The sequence below is a fragment of the Paenibacillus phytohabitans genome, from assembly GCF_013141775.1.
Taxonomy (GTDB): Bacteria; Bacillota; Bacilli; order Paenibacillales; family Paenibacillaceae; genus Paenibacillus_AQ; species Paenibacillus_AQ phytohabitans.
Genome location: NZ_WHOB01000078.1, coordinates 26,537 through 53,262, shown reverse-complemented (window position 1 = coordinate 53,262; position 26,726 = coordinate 26,537). Strand labels below are relative to the sequence as shown.

At 51.7% G+C, this 26,726-nt stretch carries 31 protein-coding genes and 1 pseudogene; 4 read left to right on the top strand and 28 right to left on the bottom strand.

Translation table 11 applies throughout. From position 1 onward, the window contains the following. Positions 1 to 29 precede the first annotated feature (29 nt). Positions 30 to 836 carry a cupin domain-containing protein gene (locus GC101_RS26440; protein WP_425497164.1) on the bottom strand — a complete coding sequence of 269 codons (807 nt, stop codon included), beginning with the start codon at positions 834 to 836 and terminating at the stop codon, positions 30 to 32. 138 nt (positions 837 to 974) lie between these two features. Beyond that, positions 975 to 2,567 carry a sensor domain-containing diguanylate cyclase gene (locus tag GC101_RS26435; protein ID WP_216626757.1) on the bottom strand — a complete coding sequence of 531 codons (1,593 nt, stop codon included), beginning with the start codon at positions 2,565 to 2,567 and terminating at the stop codon, positions 975 to 977. Positions 2,568 to 2,738: 171 nt separating this feature from the next. Between GC101_RS26435 and GC101_RS26430 the strand changes: the two genes are divergently transcribed. Next, positions 2,739 to 3,596, top strand: coding sequence for an alpha/beta hydrolase (locus GC101_RS26430; RefSeq protein ID WP_171719746.1), 858 nt, complete (start codon positions 2,739 to 2,741; stop codon positions 3,594 to 3,596). Positions 3,597 to 3,706: 110 nt separating this feature from the next. Here the strand turns inward: GC101_RS26430 and GC101_RS26425 are convergent, their stop codons facing one another. From GC101_RS26425 to GC101_RS26395, 7 genes are all read right to left on the bottom strand, one after another. After that, the gene (locus tag GC101_RS26425; protein WP_246354521.1) at positions 3,707 to 4,258 is read right to left on the bottom strand and encodes a YfiT family bacillithiol transferase; all 552 of its coding nucleotides are present in this window, start codon (positions 4,256 to 4,258) and stop codon (positions 3,707 to 3,709) included. Between the two features lie 23 nt (positions 4,259 to 4,281). Continuing rightward, positions 4,282 to 4,989, bottom strand: a complete 708-nt coding sequence (locus tag GC101_RS26420; RefSeq protein WP_171719745.1) for an HAD family hydrolase — start codon at positions 4,987 to 4,989, stop codon at positions 4,282 to 4,284. A 20-nt stretch (positions 4,990 to 5,009) separates the two neighbouring features. Then, the gene (locus GC101_RS26415) at positions 5,010 to 6,635 is read right to left on the bottom strand and encodes a glycoside hydrolase family 9 protein (RefSeq protein ID WP_171719744.1); all 1,626 of its coding nucleotides are present in this window, start codon (positions 6,633 to 6,635) and stop codon (positions 5,010 to 5,012) included. Beyond that, the gene (locus tag GC101_RS26410) at positions 6,628 to 7,485 is read right to left on the bottom strand and encodes an HAD hydrolase family protein (protein WP_171719743.1); all 858 of its coding nucleotides are present in this window, start codon (positions 7,483 to 7,485) and stop codon (positions 6,628 to 6,630) included. The genes GC101_RS26415 and GC101_RS26410 overlap by 8 nt, the downstream gene beginning before the upstream one ends. Positions 7,486 to 7,523: 38 nt before the next feature. After that, positions 7,524 to 8,264 (bottom strand): GTP pyrophosphokinase, encoded by a 741-nt coding sequence (locus tag GC101_RS26405; RefSeq protein WP_042212556.1) that lies wholly within the window; start codon positions 8,262 to 8,264, stop codon positions 7,524 to 7,526. 199 nt (positions 8,265 to 8,463) lie between these two features. Next, a complete protein-coding gene (locus GC101_RS26400) occupies positions 8,464 to 9,498 on the bottom strand; it encodes an HD-GYP domain-containing protein (protein WP_171719742.1) in 1,035 nt (344 codons plus the stop codon). Positions 9,499 to 9,651: 153 nt separating this feature from the next. Next, a complete protein-coding gene (locus GC101_RS26395; protein ID WP_171719741.1) occupies positions 9,652 to 10,104 on the bottom strand; it encodes a hypothetical protein in 453 nt (150 codons plus the stop codon). Positions 10,105 to 10,240: 136 nt separating this feature from the next. Between GC101_RS26395 and GC101_RS26390 the strand changes: the two genes are divergently transcribed. Next, positions 10,241 to 10,546: a Dabb family protein gene (locus tag GC101_RS26390; RefSeq protein ID WP_042136136.1), complete on the top strand. Its 306-nt coding sequence runs from the start codon at positions 10,241 to 10,243 to the stop codon at positions 10,544 to 10,546. 7 nt (positions 10,547 to 10,553) lie between these two features. Here GC101_RS26390 and lepB read toward each other — a convergent pair whose 3' ends face one another. The 11 genes and pseudogenes from lepB to GC101_RS26335 all read right to left on the bottom strand — a co-directional run bounded on the left by lepB (position 10,554) and on the right by GC101_RS26335 (position 20,165). Beyond that, positions 10,554 to 11,051 carry a signal peptidase I gene (gene lepB, locus GC101_RS26385; protein ID WP_171719740.1) on the bottom strand — a complete coding sequence of 166 codons (498 nt, stop codon included), beginning with the start codon at positions 11,049 to 11,051 and terminating at the stop codon, positions 10,554 to 10,556. Positions 11,052 to 11,076: 25 nt separating this feature from the next. Continuing rightward, on the bottom strand, positions 11,077 to 11,478 hold the full coding sequence (locus GC101_RS26380; protein WP_160311794.1) for a DUF4265 domain-containing protein: 402 nt from the start codon (positions 11,476 to 11,478) through the stop codon (positions 11,077 to 11,079). 43 nt (positions 11,479 to 11,521) lie between these two features. Beyond that, positions 11,522 to 12,106 carry a hypothetical protein gene (locus GC101_RS26375; protein ID WP_171719739.1) on the bottom strand — a complete coding sequence of 195 codons (585 nt, stop codon included), beginning with the start codon at positions 12,104 to 12,106 and terminating at the stop codon, positions 11,522 to 11,524. A 143-nt stretch (positions 12,107 to 12,249) separates the two neighbouring features. Then, the gene (locus tag GC101_RS26370) at positions 12,250 to 13,122 is read right to left on the bottom strand and encodes an SDR family oxidoreductase (RefSeq protein ID WP_171719738.1); all 873 of its coding nucleotides are present in this window, start codon (positions 13,120 to 13,122) and stop codon (positions 12,250 to 12,252) included. 30 nt (positions 13,123 to 13,152) lie between these two features. Then, a pseudogene (locus GC101_RS26365) lies at positions 13,153 to 13,631 on the bottom strand (CDP-alcohol phosphatidyltransferase family protein). 30 nt (positions 13,632 to 13,661) lie between these two features. Beyond that, positions 13,662 to 14,813 (bottom strand): GNAT family N-acetyltransferase, encoded by a 1,152-nt coding sequence (locus tag GC101_RS26360; RefSeq protein ID WP_171719737.1) that lies wholly within the window; start codon positions 14,811 to 14,813, stop codon positions 13,662 to 13,664. After that, a complete protein-coding gene (locus tag GC101_RS26355) occupies positions 14,810 to 16,117 on the bottom strand; it encodes a F390 synthetase-related protein (RefSeq protein ID WP_425497165.1) in 1,308 nt (435 codons plus the stop codon). The genes GC101_RS26360 and GC101_RS26355 overlap by 4 nt, the downstream gene beginning before the upstream one ends. 5 nt (positions 16,118 to 16,122) lie before the next feature. Then, the gene (locus GC101_RS26350) at positions 16,123 to 16,977 is read right to left on the bottom strand and encodes an MBL fold metallo-hydrolase (RefSeq protein WP_171719735.1); all 855 of its coding nucleotides are present in this window, start codon (positions 16,975 to 16,977) and stop codon (positions 16,123 to 16,125) included. After that, positions 16,974 to 17,966 carry an NAD-dependent epimerase/dehydratase family protein gene (locus GC101_RS26345; RefSeq protein WP_171719734.1) on the bottom strand — a complete coding sequence of 331 codons (993 nt, stop codon included), beginning with the start codon at positions 17,964 to 17,966 and terminating at the stop codon, positions 16,974 to 16,976. Before GC101_RS26345 ends, GC101_RS26350 begins: the two co-directional genes overlap by 4 nt. Beyond that, the gene (locus tag GC101_RS26340; protein WP_171719733.1) at positions 17,963 to 19,174 is read right to left on the bottom strand and encodes an ATP-grasp domain-containing protein; all 1,212 of its coding nucleotides are present in this window, start codon (positions 19,172 to 19,174) and stop codon (positions 17,963 to 17,965) included. The genes GC101_RS26345 and GC101_RS26340 overlap by 4 nt, the downstream gene beginning before the upstream one ends. Beyond that, positions 19,164 to 20,165: a beta-ketoacyl-ACP synthase III gene (locus GC101_RS26335; RefSeq protein WP_171719732.1), complete on the bottom strand. Its 1,002-nt coding sequence runs from the start codon at positions 20,163 to 20,165 to the stop codon at positions 19,164 to 19,166. Before GC101_RS26335 ends, GC101_RS26340 begins: the two co-directional genes overlap by 11 nt. A gap of 304 nt (positions 20,166 to 20,469) precedes the next feature. Here GC101_RS26335 and GC101_RS26330 point away from each other — a divergent pair, with 304 nt between their 5' ends. After that, positions 20,470 to 21,258: a hypothetical protein gene (locus GC101_RS26330; protein WP_171719731.1), complete on the top strand. Its 789-nt coding sequence runs from the start codon at positions 20,470 to 20,472 to the stop codon at positions 21,256 to 21,258. Positions 21,259 to 21,272: 14 nt separating this feature from the next. Here GC101_RS26330 and GC101_RS26325 read toward each other — a convergent pair whose 3' ends face one another. From GC101_RS26325 to GC101_RS26310, 4 genes are all read right to left on the bottom strand, one after another. Next, complete coding sequence (locus GC101_RS26325; protein ID WP_039297192.1) at positions 21,273 to 22,064, bottom strand: lipid II flippase Amj family protein; 792 nt, start codon at positions 22,062 to 22,064, stop codon at positions 21,273 to 21,275. Between the two features lie 121 nt (positions 22,065 to 22,185). Beyond that, complete coding sequence (locus GC101_RS26320; protein WP_246354520.1) at positions 22,186 to 22,575, bottom strand: ribosomal maturation YjgA family protein; 390 nt, start codon at positions 22,573 to 22,575, stop codon at positions 22,186 to 22,188. A 75-nt stretch (positions 22,576 to 22,650) separates the two neighbouring features. After that, positions 22,651 to 23,127, bottom strand: coding sequence for an NUDIX domain-containing protein (locus GC101_RS26315; protein WP_171719730.1), 477 nt, complete (start codon positions 23,125 to 23,127; stop codon positions 22,651 to 22,653). Between the two features lie 53 nt (positions 23,128 to 23,180). After that, positions 23,181 to 23,639 carry a DUF4362 domain-containing protein gene (locus GC101_RS26310; RefSeq protein WP_171719729.1) on the bottom strand — a complete coding sequence of 153 codons (459 nt, stop codon included), beginning with the start codon at positions 23,637 to 23,639 and terminating at the stop codon, positions 23,181 to 23,183. 219 nt (positions 23,640 to 23,858) lie between these two features. Between GC101_RS26310 and GC101_RS36605 the strand changes: the two genes are divergently transcribed. Next, the gene (locus tag GC101_RS36605) at positions 23,859 to 23,993 is read left to right on the top strand and encodes a hypothetical protein (RefSeq protein ID WP_281365922.1); all 135 of its coding nucleotides are present in this window, start codon (positions 23,859 to 23,861) and stop codon (positions 23,991 to 23,993) included. A gap of 110 nt (positions 23,994 to 24,103) precedes the next feature. Here the strand turns inward: GC101_RS36605 and GC101_RS26305 are convergent, their stop codons facing one another. From GC101_RS26305 to GC101_RS26290, 4 genes are all read right to left on the bottom strand, one after another. Then, on the bottom strand, positions 24,104 to 24,688 hold the full coding sequence (locus GC101_RS26305; RefSeq protein ID WP_171719728.1) for a putative ABC transporter permease: 585 nt from the start codon (positions 24,686 to 24,688) through the stop codon (positions 24,104 to 24,106). Positions 24,689 to 25,366: 678 nt separating this feature from the next. Next, positions 25,367 to 25,555, bottom strand: coding sequence for a hypothetical protein (locus GC101_RS26300; protein WP_039297241.1), 189 nt, complete (start codon positions 25,553 to 25,555; stop codon positions 25,367 to 25,369). Between the two features lie 255 nt (positions 25,556 to 25,810). Then, positions 25,811 to 25,984: a hypothetical protein gene (locus GC101_RS26295; protein WP_171719727.1), complete on the bottom strand. Its 174-nt coding sequence runs from the start codon at positions 25,982 to 25,984 to the stop codon at positions 25,811 to 25,813. Positions 25,985 to 26,075: 91 nt separating this feature from the next. Next, positions 26,076 to 26,618 carry a hypothetical protein gene (locus GC101_RS26290; RefSeq protein WP_171719726.1) on the bottom strand — a complete coding sequence of 181 codons (543 nt, stop codon included), beginning with the start codon at positions 26,616 to 26,618 and terminating at the stop codon, positions 26,076 to 26,078. Positions 26,619 to 26,726: the final 108 nt, after the last annotated feature.

Genomic DNA, 26,726 nt, shown 5'->3' with positions numbered 1-26,726 from the left:
GCTGCCGTCTTCTTTCATTCCCTTTTCTGCTATTCGATTCCGGTCTCATTCACGGCATTACCCGCATTCGGATTGAACTGGACATATGGATGCTGGCGGTAAGGCTGGGCATACGGCTGGGTATAGTAGCCGTGGACCGGCATAGGCTGGTATCCGAAAGGCTGCGGAGCCTGCTGATAACTATAAGGCGCCATATTCGCATTTGCCATCATCGGAGCCATATTGGCATTGTCCATCATCGGAGCCATATTAACGGGAGCCATCTTCGTACCCTTCATATTCGCAGCAGCTACCTGCGACGGATCGCAGCAATCTGCTGGCGGGCCAATGAAGGTCTGGGGCTTAATGGGAGCCAGCGCTTCCTTAACAAGTGCTTCATTCAAACAGTAAGTATGAGCCAGAACATTGGCCGGTGTCTTGCTCAGAATATCCGATCCCAGAATGACTTCCGGCGTCGGCGCATCGAAGATAGCCAGCAGATGGGTACAATCCACCGTTGCCACTTCATAATGCCACCAGCCCTGCGGCACATTGGCTACCTGCCCCGGTGATATGGGGAAATGCAGCAGCTCATTCGTGAACGGGTTGATCAGCGATACCACCGCACAGCCGGATATACAATACACCAGCTCTGCAGCATTCTGATGATAATGCGGTTCTACCACATTTGATTTGCTGAGATAGATATCAAGCAGCGAGGTGTTCTCCAGGGTATTCAAATTCTTGATACCCAGTACGTTGATATAATTGCAGTCATCCTTCTTAAACAATGTGTTGCAATTCATGTCAAACGTAAACTGTGTATTAGGTGACGTGTAATCCATATAAGAGGTCACGCGAATCCTTCCTTTCATCGAGGCCGTTTTTTATCGTTCTGAGGTAGGATATGTATCCGCCAATGCCCAGGTGACGATTAATTTCAGCTGCGGAGAGGAAACTAAAAAGCACCCCCATGATGGAGATGCTCCTTTTTCTTATTCGCGGGCAATCACGGTCCGGTTCCGGCCGGTATGCTTCGCAGTATACAAAGCTTCATCCGCCTTCCCCAGCAGCTCTTCGCGCGTACGGCCATTCGTAGGATAATGGGCAATCCCCTGGGAAGAGGTCACTTGCATCGGCAAGGGAACCTTGCTTTTCTCAAGCGTCTGGCGGATCCGTTCAGCCACATTGTAGGCATCCTCAGGTCTGGTCCGCGGGAGCAGCAGCACAAATTCCTCGCCCCCGTAACGGGCACACACATCACCCGGGCGGATATTTGCGGTAAGCACTTCAGCCACCTGTCTCAGCACCTCATCCCCGGCCAGATGGCCGTAAGTATCGTTAACGAATTTGAATTTGTCCACATCCAGAACGATTACAGAAAAAGGCACCCGGGCGGCAATCCATTGGCTCATGCTCAGATCCAGGGATCTGCGGTTCGTAAGTCCTGTCAGCAGATCCGTCATCGCTTCCTGGGTTAGCTGGTTCGTCTGCTTCTGGATGTCCGTCCAGGCAATGACCACCGCTTTGGTCAGCAGGTCCACCTCCCGGTTCCAGTGAGGCTTCAGATCGGGAAGCTCAACATTCTCTTTGCCGATTCGGTTCACCAAGTCAGCAAGCACCACAAACGGCTTCGCCAGCCGGTGAGCCAGCACAAATACGCACAGCAGCAGGATCACAAATGGAATCACCGTATACGATACGATTTTGCGCAGATGGGCCAGCAGCTGATCCTTGATGACTTTGACCGGTGATACCACAACAACACCCCAGCCGTTAGCCGGAACTGCCGAATACCCTGCGAGCATCAATACCCCCTTGGTATTGCGCCCCATCATTTCCCCGCTCTTCCCTTGCATCATCAGCTGCACAACCTCGTTGTCACTTACATCCTCGTTCATTCGTGTTTTGTCGGGATGGAAGAGCAGATGCCCTTCCGAGCTGACAATATAGTAATAGGAACCCGATTCATCGACAGTATTGTTCCCGAATATCATGTTCAGGATATTGTAATCCTGGAGATAGACTGTACCCCCGAGCTGACCCAGGTATTGTTTGTCTTGGTTATACAGCGGTTCACTCATGAAAAAAAGAATTCTGCCGGTCGTGGACGAAGTATAGGACGGAGACAGGTACGCATTCTTCAACCGCAGCGCTTCCAGCACCGGAGGTGACATAATCTGTTTGCCTACCATCTCAAGAGCAGCCGGTGAATTATTCAGCACCTTCCCTCCGGCATCTACCCGGATGATTGAATTAAAGTAATTGCTGCTGTTGCGCATTAAATCAAGATATTCATCTATAGCTTCCGGCCCTGCTGACTCCATGCTGGAGATTTTGTCCGCGCCATAAATCAAGCTGCTGCGCATTGAACGAAACAGTGAATCCACCGTTTTGCTCATTCTGTCCGCATTGGAGTAATTCAGATTAAGCGTGGTAGCCATCAGGGATTTCTTCTTGGATTGGTAAGAGCCAACAAACAGAATCGTTGTTGTGAGCAGAAACACCATGGTCACCAGGGCCATGAGCAGCAATGTTAGACTGAGTTTCCTTTTAGGTTTATGTTCTGCTCCTTTTGGTGTAGGCATTCCTCAACCTCCTTGTCTGCCTGAGCCCATATGGTTTAATTATATACGATTGGGAAATGGAGTACACAACCAGTTTGAGTTCCATTTTCTTCCCTGAAATTACATCTTTACGCTAGGATCCGGGCATCCTGTCTATTAGGTTCGATCACATTGCAGGAGGCCAGAGTCGATATGAATAATCAACGAATCAGAAAAGCGCTAACCAGGACGGTTGCCCTGCTCTTCCTTCTCGCATTACTGCCGTTCCACCCCTCACCCGCAGGAGCAGCGGCAAAAGGTACGCCGAGAGATCAGCAAAGCTTAACCTTCGTGCTTGTCCACGGTGCATGGGTGGATTCCAGCTTCTGGGATGAAACGGCGGCAGAACTCCGCAAAATGGGCCATATCGTCTATACTCCGGAATATGCGGGTCATGGCGGGGACAAGAATACGATGGTCACACACGAGCAAGTAACGAAGTCTGTAGCAGATTTCATTAAGCAGAAGGATCTGCATGATATTATTTTACTCGGACACAGCTTTGGCGGTTCTGTTGTACAGAAGACCGCTGAGCTGGTTCCGGACCGAATTAAACGGCTTGTGTTCTTCGATGCTTTTGTACCGCTGGACGGGCAGAGTGTGGCCGACCAGTTCCCCGCTCCGGTGCAGCTGCTGTTCGAGGGATTGCTGAAAGCCTCCGGAAACAATACGATTATGCTCCCCTACCCCTTATTCCGGGACGTGTTTGTGAACACAGCTACGACTGAAGAAGCACAGGCTTTGTATAAAAAAGTCATTCCCGAGCCTGCCGGTCCGGCTTTTCAGAAGCTGGATCTGAAGAAATTCTACAGTCTCGATCTCCCTAAAAGCTATCTGTACCTGACCGAGGATATGGTCCTGCCGCAGGGTGCTGCGGGCGGCTGGCATCCGGGTCAATCCGGCCACCTGGGTATGTTCCGCTATATAGAGGGAACCGGGGATCATCTGACTACGGTGCATACCGAGCCTGCAGCCATTGCCGGCAAAATCGTCCAAGCCAGCCGGGAGTAGATTTCATTAGGATACCGTATGATGCAGAGATAACGAACAACTGAAAAAGAGCAGATGGAAGGGGGATACCCCATTCCTTCTGCTCTTTTTTTGATGGATATGAATATGTTTTACCAGCCGTTCCGCCGGATTAGCGAAGTAATCTGAGCCAGATGATGCCGGCTATGCCAGATATATCTTTGAATTGCGGCATCCAGCGTCAACGTGCCCAGACCTGCACTTACGAAGCTTCGATCATAATCACCCGGTTTCAGTGAGGTAAGCAGGGTTGCGAATCTCCGGTTAAGCAGCTCCACCAGCTGAAGTGAGGACTCCGCCGGTTCATCCGAATAATCGCTCTGCTCCGCCCAGAGATCCTGTCTATAGCTTGGTACCTGCGGTGCTTCTTCTGTCAGCCCCCGTTTGAAGCGCAGATAGGCATACATGCCGGTATCCGCCAGATGATGCACGACCTGACTCACTGTCCAGCCGCCCGGACGGTAAGGCGTGTCCAGCTGCTCTGACGTTAGCGGCCCAACAGCCTCTCTAAGTTCAGCGGCCAGCTGCTTCATGATCCGTATGGATTCTTGCCGCGCTTCTTCCGTGCGGTTCTCCACAGCTGTGAATTTCCCGATCGGATACTTCAGTAACTCCAGGTCCTGCTCTGTCAGTTTGTGGTTCATTTCCCTCACGGCTCCTTCATTATTCATTTATGGGTAGGGGACAGACTGGTGACTGGTGATAAAAGGTCAAAGACCTCATCCAGTGTTTCCACGGTATAATCCGGTTTCACTTCATGCTCCCAGGTTAGCTGTTCCCGGTTGATCCAGCAGGACTTGATTCCTGCTCTGGCCGCACCGAGTACATCTGAGGCCGAGTCTCCAATATGGATAATCTGCTCCGGCTCCACACCATAATGGGCAATTACCTCAGCGAACATCCGGTTATGACTGTCATTCTTATAAGACCGGTATGTCTCTGAAGTGAACAGGGTCATCTGATAATTCCGGTAGAAGTCAGGTAGCATAAGCTCATCGGTATCACTGACAATGCAGACCTGATACTCCCCGCAGATCCGCTGTAGGAAGGCTTCGGTGTCCACATACATTGCGGACAGCCGGTGCTGGGCAAACAGGTTATCTACAGCCTGAGAGCAATCATAGTCCAAGCCATACTGCATGAATACTTGCTGAAATCCTCTGCTGTATATTTCCTTGCTGCTGATGAAGCTGCCCGCCTCCCGTGCTTCGGTTGATACAGCGAAATAGTGGCTGAGCAGCTGGCTGCCCAGCTCCCGGGACTTGTCTTCGCTAAACTCCTGCTTAAGGATCGGCTTCCATACTTCTGCTCTCCTGCCCTGAATATTCACCAGAGTCTGGAACATATCCAGACTAATGACCTTGAATGGCTGCATGGCCCCGTCTCCTCTTCTAATCAGGAATTGAATCTTGCCGTCACGAATACCGCCGGTGAATTCCAGTAAATGGTGACCTCATTCGTCGAGTAGCTGTCTTCATGATCAACGAAACATTGGGCCGCCGGTTTGCCTTGCAAGTGCTCCTGCACATATTCATCATGAAGTCCGCGGTCAGGTCCCCCTGATACCAGACCCGGAACGGGTTCTGCTATGGTGTCTCCCACGGATGGGCGGTGATGCGGATGCATGACCGCGTGTTCACCGAAGCCGGTCACGTAGCTGATGCCCAGCACGTTGCGGCCGAGCAGATAATGCAGATGATCCAGTGCACAGGCCGCATATTCAGTCTCCCCGCTGAAATGCTCCGCCGCCAGCAGCAGCATGGCATTATTCATGACCAGCATATTGCTGCCCCAGATATAATCCTCTTCCCGCAGCGAGATTCTGTAACCATCTTCCCGGCTCTGCCGGAGAAGGCGCGCGGCTTCAGCCACCAGCCCTTCCTTCAGCTCCACATACAGAGAAGCCTCAGCTTGCTCTTCCCCGTTCAACAGGTAAGCCAGTGTGCCATAGCCGCCCATATCCGCCCAGCCGAGGCTGTATTTCGGGAATGGAAGCTTCGCCAATTCTCTGGCTGTGCTATGGTATTGTTCACCGCCTGTGGTCCGGAACAACTCCGCCGCTGCCCAGAAGCGCTCATCTTGATCTTCCTCATCACCGTATTCCCCGGTTGTAATGCCCGGCGGATTAGTAAAGCCCGGCTCTTCCGGATGTGCCTCCAGCCAGTTCCAGGCAGCCACCGCAGCTTCAAGGCACCGGGCGGCATAGACTTCATCGAACGGCTTATAGACCCGCGCCGCCATCGCCATTACACCGGCGAAGTCACCTGTAGCCGCAGCAGACACCGGGGAGAAATACAGCTCCGCCGTATCCTCTTCCGGCATCACATCAAGCCCCGGAAAGTTCTGAGTGGTCAGCTTGTGGTACACAGCACCGCTGCCGCTCACCTGCATTTTGAACAACCAGTCCAGCTCCACTTTACACTCCAGCAGTACATCCGGCATCACGCCGTCACTCTCCGGCAGTGTACATACACCGGCAAATGCCGCAGGATACAGCTCCCAGGCCAACAGCAGATCGGCAACGGCCTTGGCTCCGGGCCCGGAATATTTCCCGTAGTCGCCCGCATCATGCCAGCCGCCACAGCTATCCAGCTTCAGCTCCGGCTGGCCGATTACCGTTCCTGCTGCCAGATGACAGGCCTCATGTCCCCAAGGACCGGCGTACTCTCCGCTCAGCTCCACTCCGCAGCGGTAATAATAGAAGGCTTTCAATAAACCCTGCTGCAGCTCCCCGTAAGGCTTGTCTGCAATCACAAACGCAGCCGAAGCCTGTCCATCCTCACCTTCAATCCGGTACTTGCCCGGAGCCGTCACGGCGGAGAATACACCGGTATGCACACGGCTCCCGCTTGGCTTATCCTCCACTCCTTCCCCTGTCTGTCCGCTAAATACAACGCTTCCAGTCTGCAGATCAACTACCCGGAAACGGGACACCTCTCCGGTAAATAGGCCAAGCTTCTCCCCTGCACTGGAATAACCCGCCTGGTTCACTGTAATGGTACGAAGACGCTGTTCACTCACCTGTCATCTCTCCCTTGTTCATAGTTTCTGCCAGAAACACTGCAACACCATTCTCATTGTTGGATGCGGTAATCCGATGTGCGACAGCTTTAAGATCCTCATGGGCATTCTCCACCGCGACACCTGTTCCCGCTGCAGCAAACAGCCCCAGATCATTCAAATGGTCGCCGAACACAACAACATCCGCTGTATCCAGCCCCATATGCTGTGCCCATAGCTTCAGCCCCTGACTTTTATTCGCATCCGGATGGCTGAATTCCAGGAAATAATGATCTTTTATGTATATATCCTTCATGAAATGAATATGTACCTCTGAACCGAAGCGGTCAAGCACTTTCTGGTGCAGCGGTTCCAACTCCTCCAGCCTTCCTATGTAAGTTATCACCACCGTCCGGTGATCTGGCGGACAATCAAGCCGCTTAACCTCACGGAAACGTACATCATTCATACGGGACTTGTAGAACTCCACATCTCCTGTGCGGATAGGCGCTTCATACAGCACCCGCTCGCCGTCCGCTGCATCCAGCAGGAAATGAAACGGGGTTATTCCGCAGGTTCGCCCTATCGTGATGATTTCCCCGGAAATAACGGGGTCCAGCCAGTAACCGGCAATCACTTTGTGCGTCATGCTGTCATAGATAAGTGCCCCATTATAAAGAATAAGCGGATATTTCCAGGAAATATCCGCTACCACGCTGACTGCACTGATGAACCCTCTCGCTGTAGCGAAGCTGATTATCATTCCTTGTTCCATCGCTTCCGTTATTACCCGCACTGTGTAAGCAGAGAGTTGTTGTTCCGAGTTCAGCAGGGTTCCATCCAGATCCGTAACATAGGCCTTTCTGTGCATGAGCCTTTCATCCTCCACCTTACGTATGTGTCGTCAGGCTATTCCCCTAACAGCTTAATAAAGTTTGCCGGCAGGTTAAACTGCTGATTATTGATGATAATCTCCCGCAGTCCGGAGAAGGAATCCTCGTCCTCCTGGGCATCCTTGATTTCCTGAATCTCACGATGCAGCCGTTCCATCTGCAGATCGAGTGCATTTGCTTTGTCTGCCGCATTCTTGAGTTCACGGGTCAGATGCTCGGGAACCGCCTGGCTGTATTTATAGAAAATTTTATGCTCCAGACTGGCCCAGAAGTCCATGGCAATCGTACGAATCTGTACCTCTACACAGACATGCTCCTGGCAGTCAGACATAAACACCGGAACCTCTATGAGCAGATGCAGGCTCTGGTAACCATTCGGCTTCGGGTTCTTAATATAATCCTTGACCGCCAGCACCTTGAGATCGTCCTGCTTCTGCAGCATGGCACTGACCTGATAAATATCCGAAATGAACGAGCAGGTAATTCGCAGCCCGGCAATATCCTTGATGCTGGATCTGATCTGTGTGAGTGACAGCTCGCTGTTCTTGCGCAGCATTTTATTCATAATGCTCTCCGGGGATTTAATCCGCGACTTGGTATGCTCGATCGGACTGTAGTCATGGAGCAGCTGAAATTCCTCTTTGAGAATCTCAATCTTGGTCTCCATTTCGGCGAGGGCGAATTTGTAAATCATCATAAACCGGGTAAGCTCGTATTTAATCTGCTTGAATTTCTCTAATTGATTGTCGGCATTCATTGTAATTTCTCCTTTATGCTGCTGCACAGAATTGCTATAGTAATCTCTCATTAATCATAGCCAATCTATTCCCGGAATACAAACCGGCAAGCTTATACCTTCTTCTAGTTGCGCAAAAAACGGATACACCATCCCGGGGGACGGTATATCCGTTCATAAGAACCGGGCGCTCTTCAGAGAGAGCCGCTTAGCCGGCATATCAATTAAAGACTTCAACTACAGACAGGCTGCGCTCACGGGACAAATCTCTGAAGCCCTCGTCTACCTTTACCAGCGGCTTGAACAGATCCAGCGGGTTATTCATTACAATCATGCCCATTTCGCCGTTGCTGAGCTGAACATTCTTACCTACGAAGCTTGGCAGCAAATGTCCGGTAAGTGCCTGTACAACCGTTCCGTTCAACTGGCCGAAGCCCATCTCATGTACCTTGCGCAGTACTGTAACCAGTCCTTGCTTCGGACGGTTCAAGGTTGAAGTGGTCAAGGACATATATATGTTGGCTACGGTAACAATTTGGGTGTACGGGTGAATATTATTTTTGAGCAGCTGCTTCGGATATCCAGAGCCATCCTCGTATTCATGATGCTGCAGCGCTACGAGTGCTGTAACCTCATCCAGCTTGGAGCCGCGGATCAGATCATAACCATAGGAAGTGTGGCGTGCCAGTTCTTCTATTTCAGAACCGGTTAGAATACCCGGTTTGTTCAGGATCGACAGGGGAACCTGGCTTTTGCCGATATCATGAAGGTAGCCGGCGCGGCTGATCAGATAACGCTCCTCCTTGGAGTAGCCCATCCATGATGCAATATAATATGATAGTAAGCCAACCTGTAAAGAATGATGATATGTATCAATGTCATCCCGGTCCAGCAGAAGCAGCAGGGAGACTACGTCCTTTTGCCCCTCCAATGTTTCCAGAAGCGGTTTCAATGTATCATCGACCATGGACTGCGAGAAGCTCCCCTGGGTCAACGCTTCCAGAAAAATAGATTCATAATTCAGAATAGCGTGATCGAAATCATCATGCAATCCGTGACTTTGCTCTTCTTCACTGCCCGTTTGCTGCATACTGCGCGGCTCAATATCCACATAATGAATTTTGTGCCGGATGAGGATACTAATCTCCTCCCGTTCAACATGCGTCCCCTTGGGGAGAACATGCAGACCTACACCGTTGAAAGTGTCTGTCATAAGACAATCGCCGTGTTTGAGATCCGTGACATGTACTTTCAAGTTTCAGCACCCCTTTAGTCTATAGGAATATTCCGTTATGCTCTACTTGATCATAGTCAATCGGCCCCAAAGTAACAATCCGGTGAAAGTCACAATCTGCCCGTAATCTAGTTCGAATGAATCCCTGTCTTTAGCCGCCTTTCCAACAATTACTCACAGCCACTTGACAAATCTCTTGTATTTCAGCTGAATTCCGTTGGCTTCCGCCCAGTTTATCAGTCTTTTCATTGCCTGTTCCCGGTCTCCCATAAATCTGAAGCACAGATTAACCGGGACAATCCATTTTCCTTCGGGCAATATTCCTACTAACGGACCATCTATGCAAATGGCCTTAATCTCTTTGCTGGAAACACTGCGGCTGCGAACCACAAGTGCATCTGTCCCCCATTTGAGACTGCCGGCCTTCCGCAGCGTGTTGAATAGAATGGAGAGGAACCCTGCAAGGCAGAATCCTATCCATATAATCCGGAAATAATAGCCAAAAGGATGCCTATCCGGGTCGACTTCAGGAGAAGCTGACATAATGATGGCCGGAACGAGGACAGCAACCAATGTTTGAATAGACAAGGGGGCCTTGATTCTGCTGTCGGTGGAGTTTTCAGGCATTGTGTTCCCCTTTCATTGAACAAATTTATAGTATAATCTCGTTAGGCTTACAAAACGATGCTTATGCTTCCGAAGTCAGTTTTGACGAAGTGATCAAAGGGAGCTTATGCTTACAAAACCATTAGGAGGATCAATTATGTACGAGCATCTGGTAGCGTTCCAATTCAATGAGCATTTCGAACCGGGCAGTGAAGAAGGCCTGATTGCAGCCTTACTGGGGCTGAAGGATCAAATTCCGGGAATTGTGGAGATTACGGCAGGAGTGAACATGACGGAGGAAACAGAGAATATCCACGGCTATACGCTGGGGCTTCGCGTGACCTTTACAGATCAGGAAGCCCTGCGTCAATACGGGCCGCATCCGGCGCACCGTGCTTTTGTGGCAAGGCTGGAGGGGATTCTGGAGAATGTCGTCGTGGTAGATTACCCGGTTCGCCCGTAGCTTTTAATTAGAAAAGATTATTCACATCAAACAGCACTTTACCAATCAGTTTGTCTTTGTCTACAAACGGAGCACTCCATAAATGAGCGTCATAGCTGACATTCCGGTTATCGCCAAGGAAGAAATAGTGGTCTGCGGGAACGGTGACTGGTCCGAAGGTGTAGGTCATCGCTTCCTGGAGATACGGCTCGTCAACCGCCTCATTGTTACGGTACAGGGTACCGTCCTTAATCTCAATCTCATCTCCCGGCAGCCCAATCAGCCGTTTCACATATCTTTTATGCTCATCTCCGGCTACCGGGGGATAGAACACAACAATGTCGCCATGCTTCAGCGAGGAGTTCCAGAGCATTTTGTCCACAACCAGGCGGTCGTTAATCTCAATGGTCGGAATCATGGAGCCGGTCGGTACTCTCATCGCTTCAGCCACGTAAGTCCGGATAAATAAGGATAGAATAATACCGATTGCAATACTGGGCACCCATTGTCTCAAGAATTTCTTCATAATATGCCACCTCGAATTAGTATAATTAGGCTTCAAAACGTCCGATAATCCGTGACATTTCCAGCTCTGCATCCACAGCAGAATGTTTAGGCAGATGAATCACAAGCAAACCGCCGAAGATCTGCTCCCATCTCCCCTCGTGCTCCGTAACCCGTTCTGTGAAGCTGCGGATTTCCTGCGAAGCAGCCGCTTCTTTGCTAAGCAGCCAGGCATACCTGACGAACCCGGATTTCTGCACCGTTTCTACATAATAGGCAATGCCCTCTTGTTCTCTCACCCGTATGATGTCACCAAGAGCAATCCCCGGGTTAAAAATCGGCGTTTCTTCAATCCGGTATTTGTCCCTGGCAACCGGAGTCACATCCAGAACCTCAATCTCACGGCCACGCTCATCAAAGCAAATATGTAATCCTACTGTTCCCGGCAATGCATACACCCCAGTTCTGCTTCTGCAAAGATAAGAAATCCAGCTAACAATACTCCTCTAAAAGCGTTATCCACCATTGCTTGTTCACCAGATACTTATAACCGGGCGGCAGCAGAAGATAACCATGGACCGGCTTCACGGGTTCCTTAATACCATAGACCAGATCGATCCGGAGTGTGAAGGTGCTGATGCTTCTGCCTGTCTGCACCTCAAACTCGTTAATATAATTGTAGATGTCCGGCGCAGCCTCCCAGAAGCGCATAGCGGTCTGCCCCCCCACCTCCATCTCCCACCATTCTATAAAAGCCAGCCACAGTCCGGCACAGGTCTGCCGCAGTGCCGGATCGGCCACAGTCTCAAACCCCGGAGGCTGATGCAGCAGCGGATGTTTTCCCGCCAGGATGCAATCCGTTTTATAACGCACCAGCTCGAGCCACCACTGTTCATAAGCCAACTTCAGCGAATCGGAGTCCGGAAGACCCGGGTCAGAGCCGGAAGCAGGCCACACATGCTGCCCTCCAGGTCCGCGCAATGCCCCAACGGAACAGCCTACATACGATGCGAAGTTCAACCCGTAATCTCCGCCAATGCTGATATGCCATTGATTAGCTCCATTCAGCTCATGCATGACCATTCTCCTCTGTTCAAGTTCAAAATGTGATCTTCCAGACAATTCCCATCGTCAGCGCCATAGCTAAACTGTAAGGGAAATTCCGGCAGAACGCAATCCTCATCCTTGGGCTGCGGCTCCCAGCTATTTCAGGCTGTCATTCATTTCATCGCGCGCAGTGACCTTGCAATGATGCCCTCCAGTACCTTCCAGGGAAGCAGCATTTTGCCCAGCATGAGGACCCATGAGCCTTTGCCGACAGGATAGCGCAGTTTGGGTGCACGCTTCTCTGTAATCCGCCCGATCAACTCAGCAACCTCCTGCGGATCCGGCGCCGTCTCAGCAGTCCGCCGGGAGTAGCGCAGCACCTCCTCCAGCCTGGTATGGTAAGGAGAGCCTTCGCTGCTATGGATTCCGGCAATGCCTTTTCCCCAGATCGGCGTGCGGAATGAGCCGGGTTCAACCAGTACTACGCGGACGCCAAAAGAAAGCATCTCCTGCCGCAGGCTCTCGCTGAAGCCTTCCACTGCAAACTTGGAGGCGGCATACGGTGCATATCCGGGAAAACCGGTCAGCCCGCTGACACTGCTCACGTTGATAATCAGTCCCGTGCGCTGCATGCGCATGATGGGAAGTACCGCTTTGGTTACTGCTATCAGGCCGAAGAAGTTCGTCTCCATCTGCAGCCGCCACGCCTCCATACTTACTTCTTCCACATAGCCGCCTACAGCAAAACCGGCATTGTTCACCAGCACATCAATTCTTCCGAACAGCTCATTAACCGCGTGGATTGCTGAAGCAACGGAAGATTCATCCGTCACATCCAGCGTCATCAGATGAATACGCTCCAGAACACCAGCCTGTTCAGCCTGCTGTACAAGCTCGTCTTTGCGGCTGAGATCCCGCATGGTGGCGATTACCTTATAGCCCTTGCGCGCCAGTGTAAGTGCAGTCAGCAGCCCGAAACCGCTGGAAGTGCCAGTTATGAGTGCGATTGGATCATGACCATGGGGCAAGTCTGGAATAGCGTTCATATTGCAGCTCCTTTAATAGATAAGTGATGTTCAATGTCCAAGCTGCAGTAATAGATAGTTGTTCTTAATATAGTTATAGCCCGAGTATACCGTCATGACCAAAGCGCCATACAGCAGTGTCTGGCCGACCGGAAACGAAGTGAACAGGCTGAACGGAGCATTATTCAACAGGATTGCCGAGATGGCCGTAACCTGCAGCACCATTTTCCACTTGCCATATTTGTCAGCTGAGAGAGCTAGTCTTTGCGCTGAAGCAGCGATCCGGATACCCATCATTACAATTTCCCGAAATTTGTGATCTGATTGTATTTTCTTGCGATATATCCATCCAGCTTGTCTGTGGCAGAAGCCACAATAAAGACCAATGCCGCATAGAAAACCCCATGTATTTCAAGATGCTGCAGGACTGCCGATTTACTGACTAAGGCTTCAGGATAAATAGGAAAGAGTGCAATGAACAAAGGAATCAGCAGTATCCGGAATAAGGTGATACGGTTAGCGAGATTCATTTTTTGCCTCCTACGATTTGTTGATCCAGACTACAGCTTCAGCTTCTGAATCAGCGGCATACCGATCCGCCGGAGCAGCAGCTCCAGAAATGACCAGCCGCAGCGGTTCAGCCAGGAAGTGTCCTGGTCGTACACGGCAGAATATTCTATGGCCCCCACCGCTCCCCGGTTGCGTTTGAACTGGCCTACACCAGAGCTCTCATGCAGCAGTAGACCGCGGCTTCCGGCAAGCCCGATCAGAACGGCAGACAGCATACGGTAGAGTCCGACAGACTGGGGCAGAGCTGTGTCATAGCCGAAGAGCGGCGCTGTCATTGCGCCATCCCGCTCATAGAAGCCAAGTACCGCATCCAGCCTTCCTTCCTGTTCATGCCGCAGCCCGTAGATCTGCAGCGTCCCCCGCTCCAGTGCCAAGGCAATGAAAGCTTCTGTAAACTGCGGGTTATACGCCGAATACTTGTCAATGTACAGCAGCCTATACAGCTCCACAATCCGGTTAATATCCTCTGGTGTAATTTCAGCCGGGGATACTTCGGTGTACCCGTGTTTGGCCAGCAGACTACGGTCGCGTTTAACGAGCCATCTGGCTTTGGAGCCGGTGCTGTTCTGCTGCAGCAGGTAAATCTGCCGGCTTGGCACCAGCTTGCAGCCGTACCCGCGCAGACTGCCGATGAGGTCTCCTGAAGTTTCTATACTGAGCGAGCGGTACATAATCGTATAGCCGGGATAGGCGTGACGGAGATACTCCAGCAATTCCGTCAGCTGACTGGCGCTGAGCGCAGGATACAGATTGGTGGACAGCAGCCAGTTATTAACCTGAATCACCCGGTTGAACCGTCCTTGTCTCAGCAGCCAGCCCATTCCCCCCAGCATGATGGATAATGCGCCTTCAAGCATCCGGTTGTTCAGCAGAGCAAGCTCCTCGCGCGCATAACTGACATAATGCGTATAGGGGGAACACACATATGAATTATCATAATTGCCATCGTTGACCGTAACCGGAACCGGGATCCCGTCCACTGTCAGCACCTTAACGATGGTATGGACGTTGGAGATATAATATTCCGTATCCCGTTCCAGCAGCGGAGTAATATACTCGCGGGCATACCGCCCATATTCTGTATCCGGCCATTCCAGCTGATCCACCGAATGGCGGTCATATTGAATTACTCTGCTGTTCACAGCTTCCAGCCCCTCTCCACCCGGCGCAGCTTCTGCCTGCCGGGGGTGAAGCTGTACGCTGTGAATTTCAGCTGAGGAGGAATACAGGACAGCCGCGTAAACAGACGTGACAGCTCGCCAGCAATCAGCGGCTCGGTATCCTCCGTGCTGCCCGGCCGTGTGCGGTACGAGACCTCCAGCTCAAGCAGGCTATGCTGGATAACGCGGTAATGCTCAATATCTGCAGAGGCTGCCAGCACTGCCCGGGTGATGAAATCCGGAAACACCGTGACCATTTGGCCGTCTGAAACATGCGGCAGATACAGGATATCGTCACAGCGGCCTTCAATCCGCTCGATCGCTGTAAACAGTGAACCGCAGGGACAAGGCTCAGCCGCTTCGGTCAGAATATCATTCAGCCGGTAGCGGACTATAGGCTGGACGGATCTGGAGAAATCGGTCACGACCGGTACGAACCGACGGGATTCCTTATCAAGTACTTCCTTTTCAATATGTACGATGTCCTCATTGAGATGCAGTGTCCCATGACTGCAGGTAGCCCCAAGAAAGCCCTCGGTGCATTGATAGGCCTGATGCACCTTCTGTCCGAAAGTACGCTCAATATGCTCCCGGTCCAGAGGGTCCAGCACTTCCGCGACAGCGATGATTCTGCGCGGCTGCAGATTCAGGCTGCCTGACTGCTGTGCTTCGGCCAGCAGTCTCAGCATGGAAGGCGGTGCGATCCAGATATCCGGGCGGTACTGCTCCATCCGGGCCATGAGCTGCGGAAGCGGCTCCAGCAGATCGAAGTACTGGAACTGCAGCCGGCCCTGCTCCACGGATTCATACAAATTGCTGTTTGCCCGCAGGAAAAAGGCAATCCGCGCACGTCTCCACAGTCCTCCAGGCAAAAGCTTGGCCAGCACAGTGCCGGTCCAGGCTGCCTGTTCGTCTTCCCCAACTAGGAAGATCCCCCGGCTGCCCGAGGTTCCTGAGGACAAACCAACAGTGACGCCTTGAAGGGTAGGCTTGAAATCCCTGCTGTTCTCCGCTTCATAGGCTTCAGCAAACGCCTGTTCCTTCGTAATACCCGCTGTGTTCAGGTCATCGAAATTCCCCATCATCAGTGACTTCTCGATCACAGGAAACTTCCGCCAATCAGCCGCCGGAATGCCTCCCCACAACTCCCTGTAGAACCGGGAGCTCTCCCTTACCTTGTCCACATGGCGCCGGATGCGCAGCTCCTGCCATTGCTCCAGCTCTGCGCGGTTCTTCCAGCGCCGGCCCCATTTGGTGAGAATATAATGTGTAATGACTAACCTCATCCGCTTCATTTCACACTTCCCGTTCCCCAGAGCGCAAGCGCCTCGCGGCAATGGCTCGGTACGATCCGGATGTCCGGAAACCGCTCATGGATCTGGCGCAGCCGTTCAAAATTCTGTTTGTACTCCGCGCGGCTGGACATGATCAGGCCGGCTGCCGGATGCGGCTTGCGGTTCTCCCGGAACGCCCGGCTGGACCAGACCGTATCCGCGCAGAGCAGATAATCATGTTCCCCGGTGGAGACGAACAAGCCAATCATGCCGGCGGCATGGCCTGACATCTCCACCGCCAGCAGGCTTCCGTCTCCAAGCAGATCATACGCCTCCGTGAACGGAAGTCCGTCCGGCAGCTTGCGCATAGCCGAATACTCATCAACGGGCAACGAACGGACGTTGAAGTCATCCGGCAGCAGCCCCGGCAGAAATCCTGCCTTCGTCGCCCGGACCGGACCCAGTCTGCTTACGGCATCGTAGGATTTACGCAAATAGATAAACTTCGCCTGCGGGAAATCCTGCACCCCGCCGATATGATCCGCATGGAAATGCGATAGCACAACATAACGAACATCCTCCGGAGCAATCCCGCCTTCCTGGAGCCGCCGCGCTGCGCTCTCTTCATCTGTGTACACTACTGGCGTGATCCGGCGGTAGAGCGAAGCCGGCATACGCGCTGTTTCCTGAAAGAACCGGGCACTATAGCCCGTATCGAACAGGATTGGGCCATGCTGTGGATGCCGGATCAAGGCATAGCCTGCCGGAAAACGGGCGGGCTTAAGCGAACCTCCCCGCAGTGTCAGAAGTTCAGGATGCAGGCAATATCCCGCAGACAATATAGATAATCCAACCGGTATCTCTGTAATCATTGCTGTTCCCTCCACCATTCTGCGAAGTTACGAAGACCTTCGTCTAAGTTCACGCGCGGGTGATAGCCAAGCTGCTCCCGGGCCTCCGAAATATCCAGCGTCTGGGAGATTCCCAGCGCGGCTGCCGAATAACGGGTGAGCAGGGGTTCTCCCAGGAATGGCAGCAGCCTGTGGATACCTTCCATCATTCCTGCTGCGGCATAAGCGGCAGCATACGGCAGCCGCCTGGTATGCAGAGGAATATCAAGCAGGGAGAACAAGCTGGTCACCAGGTCCCTGAACATGACCGGCTCACCGTTGGTAATGTTATAGGCCCGCCCGGAGGCAGAGTGCGGGGCTTCACAGCAGAGCAGCATGGCATCGATTACGTTCTCCACACAGGTAAGATCAATTCTTGCCGTTCCGTCGTTCATCAGCGGAACACCCTTGGTCTCATTAGCCGCAAGCAGCCGCGGGAAGAGGGCATTGTCCATCGGGCCGAAGATCGCTCTCGGCCGGAGCATAAATGCTGTAAGCCCGTGTCCTGCTGCCTGCTCCACTACCCGCTCGGCCATAAGCTTCGTCGCGGCATAAGCATTGGCCGGCTTCCCGGGCAGCGGGTCACTCTCCCGGATTCCGAAGCGGTGACGCTGGCTGGAATACACGCTTGGTGTAGAGATATGAATCAGCCGCCCTACACCCTGCCGCCTGCATCCCTCGGCAATGTGGCCTGTCGCTTCCACATTGCATGCATAGAAGTCCCGGTATTTCCCCCAAGGCGAAGACAACGCCGCACAGTGGAATACGAAATCCATCCCCTGACAGGCGCGGTCTGCCGTTTCAGCATCCCGCAGGTCCCCGGGAAGGAATACCGCTCCTTCCTTCTCAAGCCCCCTCCCAAGCTCAGGATTCCGTCCCTGCCCGTAGACCTCCCAGCCCAGCTTAACCAGTCTGCGTACGGTATGCTGCCCCAGAAAGCCGGTCGCCCCTGTCACCAGTGCTTTTGTCATCCTTCACCATTCCATTCTATATCTTCTGTCAGTGCTTCTGTAATTGAAATCCGGTGCCGCCAGGCAGACATCTGTGCGGCATAGACCACACGGAACTGCTCGCGGAAAGGACGCTGATCACCCTTCCGGCAGATTACATCTTCTGCTCCGCACAGTGCCCGCCGCCAATTACTCCAGCCCCCGCGCCCCGGCTTCAGTCCGCAGCCGAGCATGGGCAGAGTCAGCATAGCTCTTCGGCCTGAGCGCGGAATCAATACCTCTCCGGTCTGCACAAGCATACCGGGGTTCAGCAGAGCCTCCGTTAGCCCATCCTCCGGGGTGAACAGATGAATCCCGCTGGTCGCACGCGGATTACATTCAATCGGATACAGAATTCCATCCTCCGACTCTATAAAATCAAACCCGAGCTGGCCGCTGAAGCCGATAGCTCCGGCAAACCGCTGTACCCATTCCTGTGCCGCTGGGTGGTCAAGATGCTCGAAATATACACTCGCACCGCTCCGGCCCGTCCGGTACCTGCTGTCATACGCTGCATGCGCTACTACCGAGCCTTCATGCACGATACTGTAAGTACAGACTGCCTTGCCCTTGATATACTGCTGTGCCACCCAGGGTGCAGCAGCGGAAATACCGGACGGAGGGGGGATTTGTCGCTGCTTCTGGCTCCGGGACTCTGCGGCATCACCGCTACCAGGCAGGATCACTTTAGAGGCAAACCGGGAAAAGGCCGGTTTATAGACCTGCTGTTTGCCGTCCGCCGCAGCAATCTCTTGGGTCCGGTACCACTCGGCAGCGCTGCTGATTAGGGTAGTCTCCGGGACGGCAAATCCAAGAGAGCGGACCCATGCAATGAACTCCCCCTTGTGATGCAGCCCCGCCAGGATCTCACGGCAGGGAGCAAGCACCCGGCAGCCGGATAGATGCTCAAGTCCAGCAGCGATGTAGAATATCTCTTCGCAGGTGGGAATCAGACAGCTAATATTCAGTTCCTCCGTTAAACCGGCGAGCCGCTGAATATAAGCCTGTGGCTGATGCCGGGGAGAAGGCACAAGGAAGCTGGCCTCGACAGCGGAGGACACCCGGCACAGATGATACTCTGCGCTTTCAGCAACGAAAACCCGGTGGCCTGCTGCCTTGAACAGCCTGGCCAGCTCCAGCGCTACCGGGGCGCGTCCGCCGGTAATCAGAATATTCTGATCAATAGTCAATAATCATGCCTCCCAAAGACAACCCTGCGGCTGTACCAATCAGCATAATCCGGTCTCCGCGGGTAATCCGGCCCTGCCCTATCGCTTCATGCAGTCCCATCGGTATGGAAGCCGCAATGGTATTGCCATGCCCTGCTGTATTGTCGAGGAACCGGTCCTCGGCAATTCCCAGCTTCTTGCGCAGCAGCCGCATAGCCATGGCACTGCCCTGATGAGGAATGACCAGACGGAAGTCACTCATCTGATTACCCGTAGCTGTCAGCATTTCACTGATGAAATCCGGAAGCAGCTTCGAAGCCTTGCGGAAGATGGCTTGCCCGTCCATATGGAATAAATAAGGCACTGCATTCTCCGCTGTGAATTTCTGGGCATGCAGCCTTGTGCCGCCCCCGGCGATTTCCGAATAACGCGCGCCGCTGCTGTAGGTTTTGAGTGAAGCATGAAGAATCCCTGAGGCATCACCGGCTTCTGCCGGACCAATAACAACTGCCGCCGCCCCGTCACCAAACAGTGCCGAGCTCTCCTTATCCTCCCAATTGAGCCCTGCCGATGCGATTTCTGTAGCAACCAGCAGTACATTCTTGTATCTTCCCGCTTCAACCATATATGACATAACATCAAGACCTACCAGAAAACTCAGGCAGGTCGCATCGATATCAAAAGCCGGAACGCCTGAATCGGCCTGTCCCATCGCCTGCTGAATGAATACTGCCGTACTCGGAAGCGGCTGCTCCTTGGTTCCGCTTGTACAGACCAGACAATCGATATCCCCAAAGCTTAAGCCTGCATCGGCCAATGCCGCTTCCGCAGCTTTTGCACCCATCATAGAAGCAGTTTCACCTTCACCGGCATAATGGCGGATGCCAACTCCGGTTATTTTATTGACCCAGCCCGGAGGTGTGCCAAGTACAACATCAAGCTCCGCGTCACTAATCTCGCGTTCCGGCAAATATTTGCCTGTACCTTTTATTTTCACATGTCTAAGTTGCATCCTGCATCCCCTATTCCTATGAGTACCTAGATGTCGAACTTTATATATTATTGTAAACTATAGATATATTCTACTAGATTTCCTGGCCAAGTCATATAAAAAGAAGCATATCACAAATAAGAACTAATGTTCTTTGTTTTCCTTGACTATCCATTCCTTCAGGGGTATAGTAAATAAACAATAACACACGCTAAGCGGGAGAAGCACCTCGCAGGATCGGCAGTTCATGCCTTTCTTGGAGGTGCTTCTTTGTGTCCTATGGTGTTGTATTGGCAAAAATTAAAGATGACAGGAGCGGAATGAAATGTTGAAATTGACCCGTTTTACCAGCGAGTTTGTAAAGAGAATCACGGTTATGCTGATCCTGCTGACACTTTGGGCTGGTGCTGTCCCGCAGGTCTCTGCTGCTTCAGACTGGGATTCAGCACTTGATGAGATTCACAATCTTTATACGGATTATACGGAACTGCAGGTAGTGTTAAAGTCGGAAATTCAGCGGAACCAGGAGCTGCGCAAGCAGAATAATGCGGCGTTCACAGCGGTTAATGCCAAGCTGCAATCCACAGATGCCGCCCAGCTTGCCAAGCTGCGTGCTGCAGCCGAAGCCATGCAGAAGAAACATGCCCCAGTACTGGAGCAATACACTTCACTCGGTAAACAGGCGGCAGCTGCGCGCAAGGCCACTAACCTGAAGAGTGCCACGCTCCTTGAGATCAAGCGCAATAAGCTTAAGCCGGCCGCAGTTGCAGCACGGGCTGAAGTGAAGGTCACAACCTCTGCACTTGCAGAAGCCAAGTCGCTTGCTGCTGCAAGAAATAAGCCTGCTAAGGATGCCCTTGCACCCATTGCAAACCTCAAGAAACAGATCACCGCGCAGAACAAATTGTTCTCAGCAATGCAGGCCGAAAGAAGTGAAGCCGACAAACGCTACAAAGCCGCCGTCAAGGCGGGGGATGCCACCAAGGCCGCGGCTGCGATGAAGCTGTCTTACAGCAAAATGGGTGAGATCCGGACAATGACCGGACGTATGTACAGCTGGGAACAGCAGATCAGTACAGCACTCCGTTCCGCAGAATTGAAGCTGCCGAAGTGACTTATCCCGGAGGATCAGAGCAGCTTCACCAGCCAGCAAATGATGTAGGCTCCCGGGACAAGCAGTGCTTGACCGAGCAATGATCCCAGAAAGCGTGAGCCCATCAGCAGAACATAGATTTTGCCCAGCTGATCACGGTATTCCACATTTTCAGTCGCCTTATGGGTAATGATTCCGAGCTGCGGGTCGATGAACACTGTCAGCAGTATCGTCGCTAACCCGTTTATCAGACCCGAAGCCTGGGATGCAGTTGTGCTTAAATCAGGCATCAGCTTGGCTGCATACATGGAGGATAACACCCCAACCGTATAGAAGGCTGTAACGAATATATTCATCACGATGAACCGTTTGGGAATACCCAGGTAGCGGAAGCTGCGCAGCCTCACCTTCGGCCTGCGGATATATTTCCGCGTATTCTTGAGCTGGCCGACGGTTACGCTGGTCAGAAGCTTCGGAATGGAGCCTTCAATCTCAAGCTTGGAGATGATTCTTCCGAACAGCCCTACGAAGGTAGGAAACAAGGCGATGGCTATTAGGGTGCCCAGTGAAGAAGCCAGCATAATAATCCGCAGATAGTTGAGCAGCGGAAAGCTGTCGTCTATTTTGCCATAGTCTACGAATTTGGCCGTTAAGGGAGCCTGTACCATATTAGCCGTTCTGGAGACCAGCACGATGATACCGGTCAGGGATAAGGCGATGGCAATCTTGTTCAGCTTCACTCCGGCAAAACGCACCGAATACGATAACGTCTCTGCTGTGTGAATGATCAAGGTAAGCAGGCATACCACGATTAAACTGTTCGTCATTTGCAGTTACTCATCTCCAAATCAGGCAGCGTTCGGCGGATTACCGGCAGTCTCATTCCAAATTATTACATACCGGCATCGCCTCACTTAATATATATTCTTCCTCCTGTATATTCCAGAATCAATTTTGTAAGATTTGGTCAATTACATAGCAGAACAGAATTCCGGCCGTATACCGGACCAGATCAATCCCGAGGAAACCCTGGCCCAGAATCAGTCCTCCGGCTGTTGTCGAGCGTACATGTATAATCCATTCCGCCTGATAGAGCTGGCTGAACTCAATCCCGAAGCTGAAGCAAAGGCTGAGCATAAGCGACAATCTTAGCGGATACCGGGTCAACAGCACCCGGAAGGCAAGGTAGATCATCCCTGCCCAGATCGCATCCCCAAAGTGTCCGCTGACAAAGCGCGGCAGCTGGTCACCATATACCCTGGTCCCAAGGCCCAGCATAACAGCGAGCAGTACTGCGCCGCAGTAGACCAGTTTGGATCTTATTACCGGATTATGCAATGGAATTACTCCTTCGTATTGATACTGCTGAATCCTATGGGAACAATATCTTCATTTTGCTTAAATGGCAGTGCTCTACTCAAAAATAACTTTCCGTTTATCAGAGGCATCGCTCACAAACAGCTTCGGGGGATAAGGGATGGCTAACTCAGGCAGTTCATCTTCCTTGAAGAACTCCAGTTCTTCCGCCTCCCCGTCCACACTTCTCAGATGTCCTTTGACGATGACGCATTCAAACACAATCACCGTGTACTCCACCTGATCACCATTTATATATTCATATCTGTATTTCCCGCCGCCAAATACGCCGAGGATCTGTTCAGGTGTAACCATCAGGCCCGTCTCTTCAAACACCTCTCTGCGGAGCGCTCTGGATGGTGTTTCTCCAGGCTCGACCGCCCCTGCGGGCAGCCCCCACAGCGTCTCATCTTTCTTGCGGATCAGCAGAATTCTGCCTTGTTCATCCCGCACTACCGCCGCTACTGACGGCATCATTAATAACCCGTTGCCGGTCTTGCCGCGCAGCTCCCGGTAATATTCAGACATTGGCATGAAGATTCCTCCTAAGATTGATTTAGCATTTTATTATAACCCTTCATTCCGGCCTAAAGCTCATCCTTGCGAAAAGAAACCGGATTAACCTTGAAGTCTTCCGGCTGATTCTCACAATCAGACAATTCTACCTTGTAGAATTCTTCGACCTCCGTAAGCTGGATCTCCCGGCAGACATATTCCATTTTGCCGTTGTATCCGGCCCAGTCCCGGGTGCTATCCACCGTCCAGTGCAGCTCTCTGCCATCATCATAGAAATCGTGAATATACGGTCCGCTGTCGGTGCCCCACTCAAGCATGGTAAGATTGTCTCCTTTGCCTTCCTTAAATCTATGTATCATTTCTCTAATTCTGTCCAAATCCAGCTGATCAAAATGCGTAATCAAGTTACGCTGATCCCTGGCCAGAGGGACTGGCTTATTGATTTCCCGTATCAATAACCCTGAGAGTAAAACTATAATCAGCGTTTCCAGTACGATAATAGCCGGATAGTATTTCTTGAATCTCTTCATATTCCCTCCCGCTCCGGGGTATATTGGGCAACCCGGATACCTCTATATTTGACACGGTTGTAAGATATTCCTTGTCTGTGCGTCATCCGAACAGATCCATAACGCAGTCCACTTCCTATATTTTCGGATAAAAATATTTCTTAAGTCTTAAGGTTATCGTATGATTGCTTTAACAGCTAAAAAAACCAAATCAATCTGACGAGGAAAAAGGTGACTGGAATGAAACGTAAGATTGTAATCAAAACAAACACGAAGTCCTCATTGCCCGCCGGCGTTAGTATAGAATTCATGGACTATCTGTTTCAGGTTATGAATGAATATGATCAAACCTTAAAGGGACTTAAGAACAGATAAGAGTGAGTTCTTTTTCGTCCTCAACAGAAATAGGCCAACCAAATTGCTCTGGCTGACCTATTAACACAGACACCCCCCGGAGAATCATCCGGAAATGTCCCCTAGACTAATTATCCCTCACCAAGCTCCAGCTGCTCCGTAGGATCCAGCTCACTCAGCCCGCGCCGACGGTTACGGAAAGTCCACAGCAGATCTGCCGAGAATAGCAGCAGGGCCAGCGGAATCACAGGTGTCCATACCCGCTCAACATGCAGATACAGGAAATGGACCAGCGGCTGCAAACCGTAGATACAGGCAATAGACAACCCCCACCAATACAGCGAGAATTTCAGGCAGATATGTCCATGCAGCTGATATGGCATTCCCGTATAATCCCACCACTGCTTACGAAAAACACCCTTGAGCAGCCAGCCGCTGACAAACTCAACAGCCGATGGAACAATCAGGGCAAGCATCAGGAATACAGGAAGCGGTAGCCCAATACCCTGTCCCGTCAGCAGCAGCAGCGGCGCACAGCCGTACATGGGTTTGAACGGCCCCTTCAAGAAGCCTTCTTTGCGGAAGGTGCCTGCGCTGTAGATGTTATAACTGCCTTCAAGCACCCAGCCCAGAAACGAGTATACAGTGAAATAGAACAAATACGGGCTTACCGCAGCCACTGCGCTATAACTATCTTGCAAAAGTACCGGTGTCATTGTAGTCACTCCCGCCTCCAGCCCCATTTTTTCACTAATGGGAGCTAGTATGCCTCCGCGAAACGGAGGTTATGACGGTAATTTCTGGCGGTCCTCACAAAGAAGAACAAAACCACCCTAACGGGTGAATCAGCCCGAGCTATGCAGCCTGTGCAGCAGATGTAGATTTTAAGCCATCTCACATTGCTCTATTCTGAATGCTTTGTTTGGGGCAGCCTCCGGTAAAATCAGGGGCACTTTTGCCCCTCTTTCCCGCCTGCCGCCCACTTTCTGCGGAATCAGAGGGATTTATCCCTTTAATTTCCTCCTGCCGCCCGCTTTCGCCGAGATCAGAGGGATTTATCCCTTTAATTTCCTCCTACCGCCCACTTTCGGCGGAATCAGAGGGATTTATCCCTTTAATTTCCTCCTACCGCCCGCTTTCGCCGAGATCAGAGGGATTTATCCCTTTGATTTTCCAAACCTCCGACTTCCGGGGATTCTGTGGAATTCCGGATACAAGAACACATTCGTCCTTCAGGCGGACCTGCTCCAATTTCCAGAGAAGCTTATCCACAACTGACGAATATCGTAATTTCCTATACAAAGAAAAAGCTGCAGGGTTCCTATTAGGAACTGCATCCATTTATAGGATTTAATGATTTAGGGCCGAATAACGCCCGCACTCGCCTTCAGGGTTCATTCTTTATGCTGCTGTTCTCTCTGCATTTGCATTAAGGGCGGACCTTCCTCACGCTGGCTTCTCAGCGTTTCCAGCTTCATGTCGCTTCGCACACCGAAGCTCGATCCGTACTTTTTCTCGAGGTTGCCTGTCAGGGCATCACCGCGCTTTTGCCGATACCGGCCGTTCTCGTTCCGACTACGCATACTAGGTTTCCTCCCTGCAATTTGAATTGCCTGAGACCTGTGAACCTGCGATGATCTGGAGAATCAAGACGTGATGAGGTTGTACTTCTCTATAGTATACAGTATTTACTAAACCAAGCTCAATATGCCCATGTACACAAGCGCAAACAATCAAAAACCGGATACCCTCCTCGTAAGGAGAGCATCCGGCCTATGTGAAAAAAGACTGTCCCTTAGGAACAGTCTGCTGCATCCATGCACAATGTATTTGACGCTCTAATTCTTGGGAAGCGGGTCGGGATGAGCGGATTCGGCCGGTTTGGCGATCCAGTCATCGGCTTCCGGTTCAATATCTACACCGTTTTCCATCTTTTTGCGTTCCGCGAGTGAATCCCCGTCTTTATTCTCTTTGTTGCGGATGTCTGCTTCATTCTCGATATGATCTGGCATCTGAACTCCTCCTTATGCAAGCTGTGCAGGTTTTGGATTACTTAGTTATAGTTACCCGTTGACCTGTTTTGCAAACATTTATTGCTGGAGGTTATTTCACCCGGCGCTCCCACTGATCCTGCCAGTCTGATTGCAGGGACTCATACTGCTGAATCGCCGCGTCCCTGTCTGCTGCCGGATAGGTGAGAATGATGCTGTCATCACCAGGATCATCTTCCCCGTAAATTGCATAGTAGAAGCTGTTACTAGCATAACCGGGTGCCTTCTCCCCCTTCTGCAGGGCAAGACTCCATGCCATACTGCCGGAATCTGCAAATACCTGACCCAATACTTTAATTTCACCCCGCGCGCCCTCCAGGGCACAGCTCATGAACCCCAGCTCCGGATTCAAATCACAGTATTCGTACTGAACCCCGTTAACAGCAAGCTTACCGGTGTAGGAACGGGTTTTCTCGGCATAAGCACCCTTCAGGGTCACAGTCACTGTCTTCGCATAATCTGCATCCTGCAGCTTATAGGCGGTCACCTGCATTTCTCGGTCCAGCCGGATCACCTTGGGTGCACTCAGGAAACCATAAGCAATAATTCCTGCCAGAACAAGTACGGCAATACTGCCGTAGAGCAATTGTCTCAAACCCGCACACATCCCCTGTAAAAAACTTCGCAAAGACCATTATTTAACAATAAATAAACTCTTTGCGGCGGGCAAGATATTTTTTCACTCAGCATACTCTTCATCTAT

Coding starts and splice junctions, on each gene's coding strand:
- GC101_RS26435 (WP_216626757.1), bottom strand. CDS start 2,567: ATGCCTACACCAAAAGGAGCAGAACATAAACCTAAAAGGAAACTCAGT.
- GC101_RS26425 (WP_246354521.1), bottom strand. CDS start 4,258: ATGAACCACAAACTGACAGAGCAGGACCTGGAGTTACTGAAGTATCCG.
- GC101_RS26295 (WP_171719727.1), bottom strand. CDS start 25,984: ATGCCAGATCATATCGAGAATGAAGCAGACATCCGCAACAAAGAGAAT.
- GC101_RS26410 (WP_171719743.1), bottom strand. CDS start 7,485: ATGCACAGAAAGGCCTATGTTACGGATCTGGATGGAACCCTGCTGAAC.
- GC101_RS26325 (WP_039297192.1), bottom strand. CDS start 22,064: ATGACGAACAGTTTAATCGTGGTATGCCTGCTTACCTTGATCATTCAC.
- GC101_RS26300 (WP_039297241.1), bottom strand. CDS start 25,555: ATGCGTAGTCGGAACGAGAACGGCCGGTATCGGCAAAAGCGCGGTGAT.
- GC101_RS26335 (WP_171719732.1), bottom strand. CDS start 20,165: ATGCAACTTAGACATGTGAAAATAAAAGGTACAGGCAAATATTTGCCG.
- GC101_RS26430 (WP_171719746.1), top strand. CDS start 2,739: ATGAATAATCAACGAATCAGAAAAGCGCTAACCAGGACGGTTGCCCTG.
- GC101_RS26305 (WP_171719728.1), bottom strand. CDS start 24,688: ATGACACCGGTACTTTTGCAAGATAGTTATAGCGCAGTGGCTGCGGTA.
- GC101_RS26310 (WP_171719729.1), bottom strand. CDS start 23,639: ATGAAGAGATTCAAGAAATACTATCCGGCTATTATCGTACTGGAAACG.
- GC101_RS26395 (WP_171719741.1), bottom strand. CDS start 10,104: ATGCCTGAAAACTCCACCGACAGCAGAATCAAGGCCCCCTTGTCTATT.
- GC101_RS26350 (WP_171719735.1), bottom strand. CDS start 16,977: ATGATTACAGAGATACCGGTTGGATTATCTATATTGTCTGCGGGATAT.
- GC101_RS36605 (WP_281365922.1), top strand. CDS start 23,859: ATGAAACGTAAGATTGTAATCAAAACAAACACGAAGTCCTCATTGCCC.
- GC101_RS26420 (WP_171719745.1), bottom strand. CDS start 4,989: ATGCAGCCATTCAAGGTCATTAGTCTGGATATGTTCCAGACTCTGGTG.
- GC101_RS26370 (WP_171719738.1), bottom strand. CDS start 13,122: ATGAACGCTATTCCAGACTTGCCCCATGGTCATGATCCAATCGCACTC.
- GC101_RS26345 (WP_171719734.1), bottom strand. CDS start 17,966: ATGACAAAAGCACTGGTGACAGGGGCGACCGGCTTTCTGGGGCAGCAT.
- GC101_RS26375 (WP_171719739.1), bottom strand. CDS start 12,106: ATGCATGAGCTGAATGGAGCTAATCAATGGCATATCAGCATTGGCGGA.
- GC101_RS26355 (WP_425497165.1), bottom strand. CDS start 16,117: ATGAGGTTAGTCATTACACATTATATTCTCACCAAATGGGGCCGGCGC.
- GC101_RS26405 (WP_042212556.1), bottom strand. CDS start 8,264: ATGAATGCCGACAATCAATTAGAGAAATTCAAGCAGATTAAATACGAG.
- GC101_RS26390 (WP_042136136.1), top strand. CDS start 10,241: ATGTACGAGCATCTGGTAGCGTTCCAATTCAATGAGCATTTCGAACCG.
- GC101_RS26330 (WP_171719731.1), top strand. CDS start 20,470: ATGTTGAAATTGACCCGTTTTACCAGCGAGTTTGTAAAGAGAATCACG.
- GC101_RS26315 (WP_171719730.1), bottom strand. CDS start 23,127: ATGCCAATGTCTGAATATTACCGGGAGCTGCGCGGCAAGACCGGCAAC.
- lepB (WP_171719740.1), bottom strand. CDS start 11,051: ATGAAGAAATTCTTGAGACAATGGGTGCCCAGTATTGCAATCGGTATT.